The organism is Pantoea rwandensis, from assembly GCF_000759475.1.
Lineage (GTDB): Bacteria > Pseudomonadota > Gammaproteobacteria > Enterobacterales > Enterobacteriaceae > Pantoea > Pantoea rwandensis_B.
Genome location: NZ_CP009454.1, coordinates 331,234 through 347,728 on the forward strand (window position 1 = coordinate 331,234; position 16,495 = coordinate 347,728).

Here is a 16,495-nt window from a genome sequence, read left to right on the forward strand (position 1 = left end):
ATAATGACGGAACAAAAAGCCTCCTCCGCCATGGTTGAAGAAACCACCCCTGCGGACACTTCCCCCACGCCAGACGGTAAAAAGCCTCGCGATAAAAAAAGCGATGGCAAAGTACTGAGCGCGGTGGCGATCGTGATTGCGCTGGCGATTGGCGCGGGACTTTACCTCAATGGGAAACATCAGGCCGATTTACAGGCTCAGACAAACCAGAACCTGAGTGAACAGTTGAGCGCACTGCAGCAGCAACTGGGCAGCGACAAACAGCAGCTGACGCAACAACTGGATACCGCGAATACGGCGTTGCAGGAAGCGCGAACGCAGCAGGATAACAGCGCCAAAGAGCTGGAGACCCTGCGCGATAAAGTCGCGACGATTTCTGGCAACGACACCCGCACCTGGCTACTGGCGCAAGCGGACTACCTCGTGAAACTGGCGGGTCGCAAGCTGTGGAGCGATCAGGATGTCACCACAGCAGCCGCGCTGTTGAAAAGCGCTGATACCAGCCTGGCCGATATGAATGACCCGAGCGTGATGAATGTGCGCCGTGCTTTAACGCAGGACATCAGTTCTCTCTCAACGGTGAGCCAGGTCGATTACGATGGCATCATCCTCAAACTCAATCAGTTGTCGAACGGCGTCGATAATCTGCGTCTGGCTGACAATGACAGTGATGATTCACCGATGGATGCCGATGGCGGAGAGCTTTCCAGCTCGCTGCACGAATGGCGTCAAAATCTGGTGAAGAGCTGGCATAACTTTATGGATGATTTCATCACCATCCGCCGCCGTGATAATACCGCACAGCCGCTGCTGGCACCGAATCAGGACGTTTACCTGCGTGAAAACATTCGTTCACGCCTGCTGATTGCCGCCCAGGCCGTGCCACGTCATCAGGATGAAATCTACAAACAGTCGATTGATGCGGTCTCAACCTGGGTGCGCGCCTGGTATGACACCAACGACGCTGCCACCAAAGCTTTCCTCGCACAACTGGATGAGCTGAGTCAGCAAAACATCTCAATGGATGTGCCGGATACGCTGGAAAGTCAGGCGCTGCTAGAAAAATTGATGCAGACGCGCGTGCGCAACCTGCTGGCGCAGCCATCGGTTCCGGCTGATCAACAGGGAGGCTAAGCATGCTGAAAGTATTGGTGCTTTTCCTGCTGCTGATCGCAGGCGTGGTATTGGGGCCGATGATTGCCGGCCATCAGGGCTACGTGCTGATTCAGACCGATAACTGGAACGTGGAAACCAGCGTCACCGGTTTGGCTATCATCCTGATCCTCAGTCTGCTGGTGATTCTGTTTATTGAATGGATTTTGCGCCGCGTGTTCCGCACCGGTGCACGCACGCGTGGCTGGTTTGTTGGTCGCAAGCGTCGTAGCGCACAGCGTCACACCCAAAGCGCGCTGATGAAACTGGCGGAAGGTGATTACAAGCAGGTTGAAAAACTGCTATCGAAGAATGCCGATCACGCCGATCAGCCCGTTGCTAACTACCTGCTGGCTGCCGAAGCGGCACAGCAACGTGGTGACGAAGTCCGTGCTAACCAACATCTGGAGCGCGCCTCTGAGCTGTCTGAAAATGACACCATTCCGGTTGAGATCACCCGCGTACGCCTGCAACTGGCACGTAATGAAGATCACGCCGCCCGCCATGGCATTGACCGTTTACTGGAAGTCGCTCCGCGTCATCCTGAAGTGCTGCGTCTGGCTGAACAGGCTTATATCCGTACCGGCGCATGGGGCGCGTTGCTGGATATTCTGCCCTCCATGCAAAAATCTCAGGTCAATGACGAAGCCCATCGTGAGGCGCTGCAACAGCAAGCCTGGCTAGGCATGATGAATCAGGCAATGGCCGATCAGGGTAGCGAAGGTCTGAAGAAGTGGTGGCAAAACCAGAGCCGTAAAACGCGTCAGGAAACGGCGCTGCAGGTAGCGATGGCTGAACATCTGATTGAGTGTGATGACCCTGATACCGCGCAAAGCATCGTGCTGGAAGGATTGAAGCGTCAGTATGACGACCGCCTGGTGCTGTTAATGCCACGTATTAAAAGTGGCGATCCGCAATCACTGGAGAAAGCGCTGCGCCAGCAAATCAAACAACATGGCGCAACGCCGCTGCTGCACAGCACCTTAGGCCAGATGCTGATGCGCCACGGTGAGTGGCAACAGTCCGCAGAAGCTTTCCAGCAGGCACTGGCACAACGCCCTGATGCTTTTGATTATGCCTGGTTGGCCGATGTCTATGATCGCCTGCATCGCCCCGAGGACGCTGCTCAAATGCGTCGTGAAGGTCTGCTTCTGACCTTGAAGACTAATCCAAACGCTTGATTTAACGATTGTTACTTTTGTGCACGCCGGGCTTGTCCCGGCTTTTTTTTGCCTGAAGAGTAGCGGAATGGGGGAAATCACAGATAAAAAAACACCTGCCATAAGCAGGTGTAAGATCAGGTCGTTCAGACAACTGATGGTATCCGACTCAACGTAATGTCCTTCTTACTGCAGTAAAGCGTGCGCAATAACTGCCAGGCTGGACAACAGATACCGTAAGGGGCTCTGCATCATTCCCAGGTTTATGTAGCATCAGCAAACATAAGAGGTGGAATGAGCATCTACAGATTTATTATTGCATAAGTCGTGCCAGAGTTGGAGGTATAGAGATAAGTTATTTTAAATCAGTCAGATAAAGGTAAAAGCCTCTCTCAGGCTAAACAGTGCGTCGTGATTTCGCTACACTCCCCTTAATAACTGTCTCCTATCAACGACAAGCAATGCAAGGAACTGTCAGTCATTTTAAAATCAATGAGTTACGAGTCTCATTATGGCGACAACGGCGCTGAGAGTGATTTATAAGGCTGAGAAGCTGAGAAGCTGAGAAGCTGAGAAGCTGAGAAGCTGAGAAGCTGAGAAGCTGAGAAGCTGAGAAGCTGAGAAGGATAAAATCAATCAAGGAAAAGATAAAACGAAAAAAGCCTGCTTTTTCAAGCAGGCTTTTCGAATATGGTCGGCGAGAGAGGATTCGAACCTCCGACCCACTGGTCCCAAACCAGTTGCGCTACCAAGCTGCGCTACTCGCCGATTTTTTCTGTATCTTATTTCTTCACGCTACCGCGTAATTTTGCCTGGTGCGAAGGGAGGGACTTGAACCCTCACGTCCGTAAGAACACTAACACCTGAAGCTAGCGCGTCTACCAATTCCGCCACCATCGCGTGCCCAGCAAAATTTGGGGTGGCTAATGGGACTCGAACCCACGACAACTGGAATCACAATCCAGGGCTCTACCAACTGAGCTATAGCCACCATAATTCTGGTGCGTAAGCATCTCTGCTTACTATTTTCACTGCATAACGCGGTTAAACCAACCACCGAAGCTCTTGCGCACAAACTAAATGGCGCGCCCGACAGGATTCGAACCTGAGACCTCTGCCTCCGGAGGGCAGCGCTCTATCCAGCTGAGCTACGGGCGCGTAGCGCCGTTGCGGATGGGCATACTACGGGCTTGACCTCATACTGTCCAGCGCTTTTTTATAAAAAAAACGCGTTTGATTACGCTTTGTGCATTCCGTCGATTATTAATGCAGTTTTACTGGCTGCACTGATGATATTGCTGAAAAAATCGGCGACATCAGAGATCGCCACGCCAATGATAGCGCAAATATTTCAGCAGTTTTAACTGGCGGCGCCAACGCGAAGGCTGCCGAATCAGACGATAGAGCCACTCCAGCCCTAATTTCTGCCAGATTCGCGGTGCACGCGCGACGTGGCCGGTGAAAACATCATAGGTACCGCCCACGCCCATATAGAGCGCATGCGGCCAGTGCACACGGCAATCACGCATCAGCAACTCCTGACGCGGCGAACCCTGCGCCACCGTGACAATCTGTGCACCGCTGGCCGCAATGCGCGCAAACAACGCCTCACGCTCTGCCGGGGCAAAATAGCCATCCTGACTGCCGACGATGTTCACATTCCACTGGCGACGCAGTTTGTCACAGGTTTCATCCAGCACCGCCTGACGACCGCCAATCAGAAATACCGGAATGCTGCTGCGGCCCGCGCGCTCCATCAGGGCTTCCCACAGATCGGCACCAGCAATGCGACTAACCTGCAACTGCGGATATTTTTTGCGTAAGGAGCGCACAATGCTAATGCCATCCGGATATTTAAATTCCGCTTCAGCAATCAGCGCCCGCAGCTGCGCATCCTCTTCCAGCGTCAGCATCTTTTCTGCATTCATCGCCACCAGCGTGCCACAACGCGGCTGGCCACCCGGCAGCAAGAAGTGCAGGAAGCTGTCCATGTCGATAAACGCGTGAAGATCGACACCGCGCAGGTTATAGCGCGGCTTATCGGTTTTCATGAATCATGTTCCCAAAGGTTAAGACAGGCTGTGTACCACTGGCTTGCTACGCGAGCGAATCAACCCCGCACGCGCTAACAACCAGTACAGCAATTTAGCCACCGCCATGCAGGCAGCAAAAATAATGCAAAAGAACACCACGCGCGAACCGAAAGCATCCAGCCCTTCACGCGCCAGCACGATCATGTTGAATACCGCACCGAAGCAAAAGCTCTGCAGAATCGCCCCGCTATAACGGTTCGAAGCGTCACGGCCTTGCAGATAGAGGTTATCGAATCCTTTCATCAGCCAGCCGACGGCAATCGCACCCAGCGGAATAAACCACACGCCGCCCATTACCAGCAACGAACCCAGCAGCGTGGGCGAAATCGCCAGTCCTGAATGGTTGTTCAGCACTTCCCAGGTAAAGTAGTTGGCGCTATTTAACACAATCGACGGACGTTCCGGCCAGAGCCAGCTCGGAATGAAGACATAAAAGTCACGCCAGACCGGTGCTAAGCCCTGGAAGTCAATTTTGTCGTAGTTCTGCAATAACAGCGCGAGATTTTCCCAGGGGGAGAAGGTATCACGCGTTAAATACAGGAAGGTGTAAAACGCTTCATCGCCCACCACATCGAGGTTATAGCGCCGCAGTGCCAGCCAGAACATGCCAGCAATCGCCATCACGCCTGCGCCCACCAGCATCCACAAGGTGATCCAACCGCGCGTAATACCGATAAACAGGAACAGGGCAAAAGCGATGATGATATTGGCGCGCGTCCCGCCCACCAGCGCATAAGTCAGCAAACCAAATGCCACCGACACCAGCAAAAACCATAGCCACTGGCGCTGTGTGGGGTTGAGGAAATAGCGAATCAGCATCGCCGGAATAAAGAAGTAGAAAAATCGTTTGAGCGCTACGCCGGATACTTCGCTGGAGAAAATCTGGTTATACGCAGAAAGTCGGAACAACAGTAACCCGTTGTGCATGAAGAACACCGTGACCGTGCCAATCGCCACCAGCGCCAGTAACAGACAGGTTAGATGGGTTTCGACTCGGTTCATCTGCAACCAGGGTTTGCGCGGTGCAGCGTTGATCGGCCTTAACCGGACTTTATAACTGACGTAATAAATCGCATAAAAACTGGTCGCGGCCAGCAACGCCTGTAACAGGTACTCCGGTGGCACCACTTCAACATTAAAGCGGAATACCAGCACACTGGTGAGGGGGAACCCGAAATAAAAGGTCAGTAAAAAAAGGATGGTGAAGAACAGGTGGAAGTTAAAACGCACCCGTTTAAATTCCCGCCAGGTCAGCGTCAAAATGAAACCTAGCGAGAACAGATAAACCACCAGCAGACCACTAAACTGCATCAGGCTCATGTTCTCTCCCTTTCACTCAGGCTCAACGCGTTGCGCCAGCCAGCCAGATAACCAGGGGCGAAAAAGGCAATCGCGGATTTATCACACTGTGCCAGCTGACGCTGAGCTTCAGCCACACTCGACGCATCCAGTGCATCTTCACTGAAAAGAACCGGCAACCCTTGTTCGCTGAGGTCGCGCCAGAACGGATTTTTTCGGTTCAGCACAAAGGGAATGTTGGCCTGCATCAGCAAACATAACGTGCCAATACCCTGTTGACGTTCGAACATAAAATAGCCGAGCTGGCAGTCACTGAGCAATTGCAGATAGGTATCAAAATCTATCTTATCGCGTAGTAAAGTCACCTGGCCTTGCGGATACAGGCGCTGTGCAGCCGCGCTGATCTCGTCAATGTACGCCTGATTGTTTTCCGGATAGCCCAGTGGGATGAGCACTTTCACGCGATCGCCAAACTGAGCGTGAATCGCCTGCAAGCCTTCGATATGGCAATTGCTGCGATCGCCGGAATTGCCCAGCAGCACGGTGAAATCACCGCTCGTGTTGCCGCCGGGCACTGCAGCATTGGGCATACGCGTTGGAAAGTAGAGCAGCGATGTCGGCACGCGCGGATGGCGCTGCTGAAAACAGTGTAAATCACCACGCGTCGCGAACACATGGGCAATGCGATGCTGTGCCATGCGGCGCAGCAGATAAAACAGCCGATACTTCAGCCCACGCCCTTCTTCGTACAGATCCGCACCCCAGATATGCCAGTAGGCCTGCTGACGCCGCAGTTTACCTCTGAGCAACGCTAGCCAGATTTGCGGATTGAACTGTCCATGAAAGAAGAAGCGTTGCGTACGGTCAGCCGCACGGGACATTACCGCCTGTGCAAGTGCGCGCTTGCTGGGATAGCTTTCGATTTGCAGCGCGGTATAGGCTTGCAGCGCTTCAGGCGTTGAAGTCACCACCATAAACTGGCGCGGTCCAGCACCCGGCAATTCGGTGCTCATCACCTCATCAAAGAAGCGCAACACCGTATGGTTATGATGTGGGATATCCGATCCCAGCACGTGAAATAAAGTCATTTTTTTCGGCAATAAATCATAAAGGCGCCACAGCAAAGGGCGAAGTAGAGCACGTAAGTCGCCATATAGGCTTGTGCGGCTCCGGCGGTTCCATGCAGCGGAATCAGCCAATGTGAGAACGCGGTTAACAGCACAAACTGGCTGATTTCCGTCAAAATATAAAAGCGCAGTGAGGCTTTAGCGATCACCAGATATCCGAAAACATAGGCGCCAACTTTAAAGACGTCACCGCACAACTGCCAGACAAACAGGTCTCGCATCGCGGTAAACTGCGGTGAAAACAGCAGCCAGATGGCAATGTCACGCAGTAACCACACGCAGAAACTCGCAGCCGCCACGGCAGGTAACACAAAACGCAACGCACGCCCAATTTCACGCGCAATCTGCGGTTTGCTTTCCAGTCGCGCCAGCGTCGGCAGTAACCAGACACTAAAAGTCGCCGTGATAAATTGCAGATAGGCATCGGAAATACTGGTCACACCCTGCCACAGACCCACCTGCGCCCACCCCTGCTGTTCTGCCAGCAAGTTACGCATCATCACCCACGCCACCGGCAAGGTGACCGATGTAATCAGTGCCATCAAGGTGAACTTTGCCAGATTTCGCGCCAGTTCCGGCTGCCAGCTCGGTTTTAACCAGCGCAGCGGTAGCACCTGACGATGACGGCGCAGCATCAGCAATGCCGGAAACACCAACAGTGCAGGCACCAGCGCTAAACCCACCAACGCGCCAGCATATCCGCCCAGCCACCAGCACAACACATAACCCAGCACGCCCACCAGACTACCGATAATCAGCGCCAGCGCATTGCCGCGCGCATCGCGGAAGCCTTTTAGTAATGCCAGCGTCAGATTGGCCCAGGCAATGCCGAACTGCAGAAAGGCCACGATCCTCACCACATTGGCAAAGTCGTCATGACCAAATAGCGCATGACTTATCGGCCCCGCCGCCAGCAAGAACACCAGCGCCACCAGTGTGGAGAAGCCGATCACCATGGATGATGCCGTACCCGTCACGGCACGCAGTGGCTCGGGCTGCTGCTGAAATTGTGCGATGTAGGTGGTTACACCGTTGAAAATGCCCGCGCCGGCCAATACACCTAAAACGGTAATCAGCTGGCGAAAGTTACCGGCCTGGCCAACCCCTTCCGGCCCAAAGCTGACCGCCAGCAATTTCACCACCAGCAGACCGGCAATGATTTTCACTAACGTTGATGAGGCCGTCCAGACTGAGGCTTTGGCTAACGACATCAGGCAAAGAAACTCAACAGCGAGCTGATAACGGTGCGCTGGTTGTTATCCGACAGGTTATAGAACAGCGGCAGGCGCAGCAGGCGCTCACTCTCTTTGGTGGTGAAGCGGTCATCGCCGTGGAAGCGACCAAAACGTTCACCGGCTGGCGAAGAGTGCAAGGGAATGTAGTGGAACACCGTGAGGATTTCTGCCTCTTTCATCCAGTTGATCAGCGCCTGGCGGTCGTCGCTGTCGCTCAGTTTGATGTAAAACATGTGCGCGTTGTGACGGCAGTTTTCCGGCACCATCGGCAATGCGATACGTCCAGCGGCTGCCAGTGGTTTCAGCGCATCATAATAGCGCTGCCACAGGCGCAAACGCTGCTGATTAATGCGCTCAGCCGCTTCGAGTTGCGCCCACAGGTAGGCAGCCTGCAGATCCGCCATCAAATAGCTCGAACCGATATCACGCCAGGTGTATTTATCCACCTGACCACGGAAGAACTGGCTCCGGTTGGTGCCCTTTTCGCGGATAATCTCCGCACGCTCCACCAGCTTCGCGTCATTAATCAGCGTTGCTCCACCTTCACCGCCGGCGGTGTAATTTTTGGTTTCATGGAAGCTAAAGCAGCCAATATGGCCAATGGTGCCCAGCGCACGCCCTTTGTATTGCGACATCACGCCCTGCGCCGCATCTTCAATCACAAATAATTGATGCTTTGCCGCCAGCGCCATGATGCTATCCATCTCGCAAGCGACGCCCGCGTAGTGCACCGGCACAATCGCACGGGTTTTCTCAGTGATCGCGGCTTCAATCAGCGTTTCATCGATATTCAGCGTATCGGGGCGCACATCGACGAACACGATCACAGCACCGCGCAGCACGAAGGCATTGGCAGTGGAAACAAAGGTGTAGCTCGGCATGATCACTTCATCACCGGGCTGGATATCGATTAACAGTGCGGCCATTTCCAGCGAGGCAGTGCAAGAGGGTGTCAGCAGCACTTTTTTGCTGCCAAAGTGCTGCTCCATCCACTGCTGACAGCGGCGGGTAAATCCACCGTCACCGCAGAGTTTGCCGCTGGCCATCGCCGACTGCATATATTCAACTTCGCTGCCGACGACCGGCGGCGCATTAAATGGGATCATGAGGCTGTCCTGTAAAACCAGTAGGCGGTGCTTTCAAGGCGAGCACCGCTGCGTAAATAGAGGCGCATCGCCATAAGATTACTCAGCTGTGTCGCGACGCGCAGTCGTTCAAGTTGCCGCACGCGGCCCCAATCCGCTGCCGCCAACAGCAAGCGTTGACCCATGCCCTGCCCTTGCGCTGCGGGCAGCACGGCGAGCAGGCCGATACGCGCATCACCGTTCACTTCACGCATCGAGACAAAGCCTTGTAATTGACCGGATTCGTCGCTGGCCACCAGGCATTGGTGATCAAAGGTGCCGCGAACCGCGTTTTCAATCCACTGCGCATAGAAACGACCGCTGTCATCAGCGTTAAACCAGGGCGCACGAAAACGGCTTTGGCGAAAGGCATGCGATGCCGCCTCACGCAATGCCGGGATCTGTGCTTCACGCGCGATGCGCACGCCAACCTGGCGCTCGGTGCGTTTGATATTAATGGCCAGATCGGCCTCACCCTCCACCAGCTGAAAACCGTGCTGGCTCAAGGCATCAATGGCGTCAGTACGCTCGGCGGGCACTTTGGCCTGCCACAACGTATCTGGCTGCTGCAGCGCGTCGGCAAGGGTGAAGTCGCCATCCAGGTCGATACGCGCACTGTTCACGCCGAAGAAATCGCTTTCCCACGCAAGGGGGTTAATACTGACGCGGACGGGCATGGAGAACATCCAGCAGATATTGGCCGTAGCCGGTTTTGGTCAGTGCTTGCGCCGCCGCCAGCAACTGATCATCAGTCAACCAGCCGTTACGCCACGCAATCTCTTCCAGACAAGCGATTTTAAAGCCCTGACGTTTTTCCACGGTCTGGACGAACATACTCGCTTCTATCAGGCTGTCGTGAGTTCCCGTATCCAACCAGGCAAAGCCACGTCCCAGTAACTCGACGGAGAGTTCACCCTGCTCAAGATACATCTGGTTAATCGCAGTGATTTCCAGCTCGCCCCGAGCTGAAGGCTGTACCTGTTTGGCAAACTCCACCACGCGGTTGTCGTAGAAGTAGAGGCCGGTAACCGCCCAGCGCGATTTGGGTTGCAGCGGCTTTTCCTCGATGGAAAGCGCATTGAAGTCGTCATCAAACTCCACCACACCAAACCGCTCAGGGTCCATCACCTGATAAGCAAACACCGTGGCACCACAGCTGCGCGCGGCCACTTTTTTCAGCTTCGGGCTGAAGCCCTGACCAAAATAGAGATTGTCGCCCAGCACCAGACAGCAGCTGTCATTGCCAATAAAGGACTCACCAATGATAAACGCCTGCGCCAGACCATCGGGACTGGGTTGTTCGGCATACTGCAACTGCAGGCCGAACTCGCTGCCATCGCCGAGGAGACGCTCAAAGTGCGCACGATCTTCCGGCGTGGTGATAATCATAATCTCGCGAATCCCCGCCAGCATCAGCACCGACAGCGGATAGTAGATCATCGGCTTGTCGTACACCGGCAGTAGCTGCTTTGAGATAGCACGGGTGATAGGGTGCAAGCGCGTGCCTGAACCACCCGCGAGGATGATACCTTTCATCGTTGCTGCTCCTGTATTATGCCTCAGTGCGGCGTAGCTAAACCCAACCGCTCGCCACGATAGCTGCCGTTGAGAATCGCCTGCCACCATTGTGGATTTGCCAGATACCACTGCACGGTCTTGCGAATGCCACTTTCGAAAGTTTCCTGAGGCGTCCAGCCTAAATCACGCGCAATTTTGCTGGCGTCAATGGCGTAACGCAGATCGTGACCGGGACGATCGGTGACAAAGGTAATCAGATCACGATAGCACGCGAGGTGCGCCGCGCGCTGCTGCGGTGCGAGTTCGTCCAGCAGATCACACAGGGTTTCCACCACCTCAATATTACGGCGTTCGTTGTGACCACCAATATTATAGGTTTCGCCGACTTTGCCGCTGCTCACCACGCAGTAAAGCGCTCTGGCGTGGTCTTCGACATACAGCCAATCGCGGATCTGACTGCCATTGCCATACACCGGCAGCGGTTTTCCGGCTAAAGCATTAATGATGGTGAGCGGAATCAGTTTTTCCGGGAAGTGGCACGGGCCATAATTATTCGAACAGTTGGTGACAATAATTGGCAAGCCGTAGGTGCGTAACCAGGCCCGCACTAGATGATCGCTGCTGGCTTTCGTCGCTGAATAAGGGCTGCTGGGCGCATAAGGCGTGGTTTCAGTGAAGAAATCATCACTGCCATGCAGATCGCCAAACACTTCGTCAGTGGAAATATGATGGAAGATGAAGCCTTTTTTACGCTCATCCACCATGCCATTCCAGTAGTGGCGAGCCGCTTCCAGTAGCTGATAGGTGCCCACAATGTTGGTTTCGACAAACGCAATTGGCCCATCGATCGAACGGTCCACATGGCTTTCTGCGGCCAGATGCATAATGCAATCCGGTTGATACTGGGCCATGACGCGGTCCAGTTCGGCTCTGTCGCAAATATCCACCTGCTCAAAGGCATAGCGCGCATCATTCTGTACTGAAGCCAAAGAGGCTAAGTTGCCAGCGTAGCTGAGTTTATCCACCACCACCACCTGATGGTCTGTTTGCTCAATCAGGAAGCGCACCAGTGCGGAACCAATAAAGCCAGCACCACCCGTGATGAGGAATTGTTTCATCGCCAGACACCTTTAGTATCGATAATCCACGGCTGCGTAATCTGGCTGGCATCGATCGTGCGGAACGGCGTGTGATCCACCAGCATCACGATGATATCCGCCTGCTGCAACGCATCCTCAGTGGAAACCAGTGTTGCTTCATTTGCCAGTCGCGCAGGAATTTCTGCCACATGCGGTTCAACCACCAGCGTGCTGCCGCTGTGCCACTCGGCAATCAGGTGTGCCACCGCCATCGCCGGGCTTTCACGTAAATCATCGATGTTCGGTTTAAACGCCAGGCCGAAGCAGGCAATCGTCACCTCAGAAGCACGTTTTCCGCTGACAGTCAGGCAATCTGCCAACTGCTGTTTGACCTGATCTAACACCCACGTCGGTTTCGCATCATTCACTTCCCGCGCGGTGCGAATCAGCCGCGCCAGCTCCGGATTTTGCGCCACGATAAACCAGGGATCGACAGCGATACAGTGCCCACCGACGCCCGGCCCGGGCTGCAGAATGTTGACGCGCGGATGGCGGTTCGCCAGCGCAATCAACTCCCACACGTTGATCTTCTGCTCCGCACAGATCAGCGATAGCTCATTGGCAAACGCAATATTCACATCGCGGAAGCTGTTCTCCGTGAGTTTGCACATCTCGGCAGTACGCGCGTTGGTTTCCACACATTCGCCGCGCAGGAAGATGCGATACAGTTCGCTGGCCCGTGCTGAGCACGCAGGCGTCATGCCGCCAATCACACGGTCATTTTCCAGCAGTTCTACCATCACTTTGCCGGGCAGTACGCGCTCCGGGCAGTAAGCGATAAACACGTCACAGTCATCACTGTGCTGCGGGAAACGCAGGTCAGGACGCGCCTCCGCCAGCCAGGTGGCCATCTGCTCGGTAGCGCCAACCGGTGAGGTCGATTCAAGAATCACCAAATCGCCGATTTTCAATACCGGTGCAATCGACAATGCTGCCGCCTGTACGTAGCTCAGATCCGGCTGATGATCGCCGATAAACGGCGTGGGTACGGCGATTAAGAAGGCATCCGCGGCTTCGGCTTGCGTGGTGGCGCGCAGATGTCCTGCCTGAACGGCGTTGCGCACCACGTCACCCAGCTCCGGCTCAACAATGTGAATATCGCCGCGATTAATGGTCTCGACTGCGCGAACATTGATATCCACGCCGATCACTTTTTTTCCCTTTGAGGCAAAAACAGCTGCCGTTGGCAGCCCAATGTAGCCCAGTCCGATAACGGAAATGGTTTCAAAACGCATAATTATACTCTGTGTTGTTTCAATGCCTGCAGGATGCGCGCGCAGGCTTGTCCATCGCCATACGGATTGTGCGCGCGACTCATCCTCTGCCAGGCTTCCTCGTCCTGCAGCAGCAGGCCGACTTCTTCGACAATCCGGTTGATATCGGTACCGACCAGTTTTACGGTGCCCGCATCCACCGCTTCCGGACGCTCAGTAGTATCACGCATGACCAGAACAGGTTTACCCAACGATGGCGCTTCTTCCTGAATGCCTCCGGAATCGGTGAGGATCAGCCAGGAACGGTTCATCAGCCAGACAAACGGCAAATACTCCTGTGGCTCAATCAAAATGATATTCTCGATCCCACTCAGGATACGATTGACCGGCTCGCTGACGTTGGGATTGAGGTGCACCGGATAGACGATTTGCGCCTGCGGATGCTGACGTGCAATCTGCGCCAGCGCGCTGCAAATGCGTTCGAAACCGCCGCCAAAGCTTTCACGACGATGGCCGGTGACCAGAATCAGTTTTTTATCTGCATCAAGGAACGGATAACGCGCTGCCAGACGCGCATTCAGGTCGCCATCATCCAGCACCCGATCGCGCACCCATAGCAGCGCATCAATCACCGTATTGCCGGTAACAACGATACAGTCATCCGGCAAATTTTCACGCAGCAGATTCTGCCGCGAACTCTCGGTTGGAGTGAAATGGTAGCTCGCCAGATGACCGGTTAAGGTGCGGTTAGCCTCTTCCGGCCAGGGCGACATCAGGTTGCCCGTACGCAGTCCTGCTTCGACGTGCCCCACAGGGATCTGATGATAAAAGGCGGCTAAGCTCGCGGCAAAGGTGGTGGTGGTATCGCCGTGCACCAGCACCACATCGGGTTGGAAATCGGCGAGCACCGTTTTCATTCCTTGCAAAATGCGGCTGGTGATCTCCGTCAGCCCCTGCTCCGGGCGCATAATATTGAGATCGTAATCGGGCTGCAGCTTGAACAGCCGCAGCACCTGATCGAGCATTTCACGGTGTTGCGCGGTCACGCACAGGCGTGATTCAAACGACGGGTCCTGCGCCAATGCCTGCACCAGCGGGGCCATTTTGATCGCCTCAGGACGCGTGCCAAATACGGTCAGAACTTTCACGTGGCTTCTCTTTAATGGCTCGTTGGTGACGTTGGACGAGGACGGCGCACCAGCGCCACACCTGCACCCACCAGCGCGCCAATGACGCCCCACATGATCATCATAAACACTCGGCGCGGACTGTCGCGCGACACCGGCTCTTCAGGCGTACGCAGATAGCGATATGTCTGGAATGGCTTATCCAATTGCGCGCCTGCCTGCAACGTGCCCAGCATCGCTCTGTTCTGATCATAGCTCAAATCGTAAGCGGGCCCGCTGGCCTGCAATGTATCGAGCTGAGCCTGCAACATTTGCTGCCCAAGCAGGAAGCGATCGCTGTCAGGCAGCGCTTCGCCGATGGCCGGTGCACGGTTTTCCTGGATGCCCTGCTGGCTCGCCACCTTTAAAGCTTGTTCAATACGTTGGCGCTGGCGATCAAACACCGCTTGTGCCACTTCCTGCTGGCGAGTCACCTGCGCTTGCAACTGCGCACTGCGCGCCTGCCATGCGCCTTTTAGTTCCGCATTCAGATGGCGTGCGGCACGCTCGCTGGCATAGGCGATATATTGGCGCAGCAGGTTATTCGCGTCGCCAGCGGTTTCGGCAATCAGCTTAATGTTATCCAGTGTGTTATGCGCCGCATCCGCTGGTGTGAACTGAATATTGGTAATCAAATCGTCCAGCAAAGCCGCATCGTTGTGTGTATTGCCACTTTTGCGGCTTTTGAAGTAATCGGTCTGCTGCCAGAAATCACGGCGCGTGTCCCAGGAGGCCAGTTGCATGGTGAACTCCTGATAGACCTCATCCATCACGGTGGGTGCGGGCGTGTTGAGATTGAGCGTGTTGTTACGCACATCAAGGTTATTAAGGAATTGCTGCTGCACGAAGAAGTCACCCAGCATATTCACCGTCGGGCGATCGGTCGTCGCGGTGGTGCTCCATGCCTGTTTCATCAGCATCGAGGCAAGCCATGCCAGTAAGGCAAACAGCAGCGCAAAGCCGATAATCCAACGCTTACCGCGCCAAAGCGTGCAGCCCAGGCCGCGCACATCCAGTTCGTTCTCCACAACGACAGAGGTCATAACAAAAGTCCTTATCAGGGTACTGATCGGGGTAACTTATTTTTTATCTTCGCCACTGCTTTGCCAGCGGCGTTTAATGCGACGGATTTTGCGCGCCACACGCCACGCGTGTTTCAGGCAGTAGCCGTAAAGGAAAAACGCCATCAGGAATAACACCAGCATCACCCACTCGGGGATGAAAGCAAGGTACTCGCCCAGCACGCCGATACCGGCTAAAAGCGCAGCAGCCACGGTGATCAGTACAAAGGCCTGGCGGGAGGTGAAGCCGGCACGCATGATCAAATGGTGAATATGCTGGCGGTCAGCTGAGAACGGACTCATCCCCTTACGCAGGCGGCGATACATAATCGCCACCATGTCCATCAGCGGAATGGCAATCAGCCAGAGTGCCGTGACCGGCGTAATCGGATGGCTCAAACCCTGGGTGGTTTCCAGCAGGATCCAGATAATGGTGAAGCCAATCATGGTGCTGCCGGCATCGCCCATAAAGACCTTGTAGCGGCGACCAATCAGACCCAGGTTAAGCAAAATGTAGGGGATGGTGGCGGCAATCATGGCAAAACACCACATAGCGAGGCTGGTCTGACCGTCGAAATAGAGGATGATGCCCATGGCGGCGAAGGTCACACTGGCCAATCCACCCAACAGGCCATCAATACCATCGACCATGTTAAAGGCGTTAATGGCCGCCCAAACGGCGAACAGTGTAAGTACGTAGCCAAATGGCCCAACAACCAATTCCACCGGACCAATGATAAATCCGAGGCTCAGCAGATACAGTTTTGCGCCGACCATCATCACGATGGCCACCGCCGCTTGTACTAATGCGCGGATTTTAACGCTGATATCGAACCGATCGTCCAGTGCACCCACCAGCACCAGCACCCCTGCGCAGCAGAGGAAAAGTGCCGCGTGAGGCAAATAATAATCTGAAATAGCGAAAGCAAAGCAGATCCCCGCATATACGGAGATTCCACCCACTAACGGAATGGCGCCATGGTGTCGTTTTCTTAAATTAGGTGTGTCTACCAGCCCAATTTTTTTAGCGGCTTTACGGGCAAAAAATAGGAACACTAAAGTAAACAGAAAAACAAAACCAAGCTCAGTACTCATAGTGAGTAAATTCACGTTAACGCTCTCAGCTAAAATCATCGACAACAATAAGCAAGATTCTTGCCATTGCCGTATATCCCTTGTCCGAATTCTGCCCGGGAAAAATCTTATT

At 54.5% G+C, this 16,495-nt stretch carries 14 protein-coding genes and 4 tRNA genes; 2 read left to right on the forward strand and 16 right to left on the reverse strand.

Annotated features, from left to right (window positions below; all coding sequences use genetic code 11):
- The first annotated feature begins 3 nt into the window (after nucleotides 1-3).
- The gene (hemX, locus tag LH22_RS01450) at nucleotides 4-1,134 is read left to right on the forward strand and encodes a uroporphyrinogen-III C-methyltransferase (RefSeq protein ID WP_034827857.1); all 1,131 of its coding nucleotides are present in this window, start codon (nucleotides 4-6) and stop codon (nucleotides 1,132-1,134) included.
- 2 nt (nucleotides 1,135-1,136) lie between these two features.
- The gene (gene hemY / locus LH22_RS01455; protein ID WP_038643802.1) at nucleotides 1,137-2,333 is read left to right on the forward strand and encodes a protoheme IX biogenesis protein HemY; all 1,197 of its coding nucleotides are present in this window, start codon (nucleotides 1,137-1,139) and stop codon (nucleotides 2,331-2,333) included.
- A 670-nt stretch (nucleotides 2,334-3,003) separates the two neighbouring features.
- Here the strand turns inward: hemY and LH22_RS01460 are convergent.
- The 16 genes from LH22_RS01460 to wecA form a co-directional block, all read right to left on the reverse strand.
- Nucleotides 3,004-3,080 (reverse strand) — tRNA-Pro (locus tag LH22_RS01460).
- Nucleotides 3,081-3,125: 45 nt separating this feature from the next.
- Nucleotides 3,126-3,212, reverse strand: a tRNA-Leu gene (locus LH22_RS01465).
- Nucleotides 3,213-3,227: 15 nt separating this feature from the next.
- Nucleotides 3,228-3,303: transfer RNA gene (locus LH22_RS01470), tRNA-His, on the reverse strand.
- Nucleotides 3,304-3,393: 90 nt separating this feature from the next.
- Nucleotides 3,394-3,470: transfer RNA gene (locus tag LH22_RS01475), tRNA-Arg, on the reverse strand.
- Between the two features lie 158 nt (nucleotides 3,471-3,628).
- Nucleotides 3,629-4,363: a lipopolysaccharide N-acetylmannosaminouronosyltransferase gene (gene wecG / locus LH22_RS01480; RefSeq protein ID WP_038643803.1), complete on the reverse strand. Its 735-nt coding sequence runs from the start codon at nucleotides 4,361-4,363 to the stop codon at nucleotides 3,629-3,631.
- Nucleotides 4,364-4,381: 18 nt separating this feature from the next.
- Entirely contained in the window at nucleotides 4,382-5,725 is a 1,344-nt protein-coding gene (gene wzyE, locus LH22_RS01485) for an ECA oligosaccharide polymerase (protein ID WP_038643804.1), read from the reverse strand.
- On the reverse strand, nucleotides 5,722-6,792 hold the full coding sequence (locus LH22_RS01490; RefSeq protein ID WP_038643805.1) for a TDP-N-acetylfucosamine:lipid II N-acetylfucosaminyltransferase: 1,071 nt from the start codon (nucleotides 6,790-6,792) through the stop codon (nucleotides 5,722-5,724). The genes wzyE and LH22_RS01490 overlap by 4 nt, the downstream gene beginning before the upstream one ends.
- Nucleotides 6,789-8,042 carry a lipid III flippase WzxE gene (gene wzxE / locus LH22_RS01495; RefSeq protein WP_038643806.1) on the reverse strand — a complete coding sequence of 418 codons (1,254 nt, stop codon included), beginning with the start codon at nucleotides 8,040-8,042 and terminating at the stop codon, nucleotides 6,789-6,791. The genes LH22_RS01490 and wzxE overlap by 4 nt, the downstream gene beginning before the upstream one ends.
- Complete coding sequence (gene rffA / locus LH22_RS01500; RefSeq protein WP_038643807.1) at nucleotides 8,042-9,172, reverse strand: dTDP-4-amino-4,6-dideoxygalactose transaminase; 1,131 nt, start codon at nucleotides 9,170-9,172, stop codon at nucleotides 8,042-8,044. The genes wzxE and rffA overlap by 1 nt, the downstream gene beginning before the upstream one ends.
- Nucleotides 9,169-9,867 (reverse strand): dTDP-4-amino-4,6-dideoxy-D-galactose acyltransferase, encoded by a 699-nt coding sequence (rffC, locus tag LH22_RS01505; RefSeq protein ID WP_038643808.1) that lies wholly within the window; start codon nucleotides 9,865-9,867, stop codon nucleotides 9,169-9,171. The genes rffA and rffC overlap by 4 nt, the downstream gene beginning before the upstream one ends.
- Nucleotides 9,845-10,726, reverse strand: coding sequence for a glucose-1-phosphate thymidylyltransferase RfbA (gene rfbA, locus LH22_RS01510; protein WP_038643809.1), 882 nt, complete (start codon nucleotides 10,724-10,726; stop codon nucleotides 9,845-9,847). The genes rffC and rfbA overlap by 23 nt, the downstream gene beginning before the upstream one ends.
- 23 nt (nucleotides 10,727-10,749) lie before the next feature.
- Nucleotides 10,750-11,826, reverse strand: coding sequence for a dTDP-glucose 4,6-dehydratase (rfbB, locus tag LH22_RS01515; RefSeq protein WP_038643810.1), 1,077 nt, complete (start codon nucleotides 11,824-11,826; stop codon nucleotides 10,750-10,752).
- Nucleotides 11,823-13,082, reverse strand: a complete 1,260-nt coding sequence (gene wecC / locus LH22_RS01520) for a UDP-N-acetyl-D-mannosamine dehydrogenase (RefSeq protein WP_038643811.1) — start codon at nucleotides 13,080-13,082, stop codon at nucleotides 11,823-11,825. Before wecC ends, rfbB begins: the two co-directional genes overlap by 4 nt.
- A 2-nt stretch (nucleotides 13,083-13,084) precedes the next feature.
- The gene (gene wecB / locus LH22_RS01525) at nucleotides 13,085-14,209 is read right to left on the reverse strand and encodes a non-hydrolyzing UDP-N-acetylglucosamine 2-epimerase (protein ID WP_038643812.1); all 1,125 of its coding nucleotides are present in this window, start codon (nucleotides 14,207-14,209) and stop codon (nucleotides 13,085-13,087) included.
- Nucleotides 14,210-14,220: 11 nt separating this feature from the next.
- Nucleotides 14,221-15,270, reverse strand: coding sequence for an ECA polysaccharide chain length modulation protein (gene wzzE, locus LH22_RS01530; RefSeq protein ID WP_038643813.1), 1,050 nt, complete (start codon nucleotides 15,268-15,270; stop codon nucleotides 14,221-14,223).
- 36 nt (nucleotides 15,271-15,306) lie between these two features.
- Nucleotides 15,307-16,383 carry a UDP-N-acetylglucosamine--undecaprenyl-phosphate N-acetylglucosaminephosphotransferase gene (gene wecA, locus LH22_RS01535; protein WP_038649742.1) on the reverse strand — a complete coding sequence of 359 codons (1,077 nt, stop codon included), beginning with the start codon at nucleotides 16,381-16,383 and terminating at the stop codon, nucleotides 15,307-15,309.
- Nucleotides 16,384-16,495: the final 112 nt, after the last annotated feature.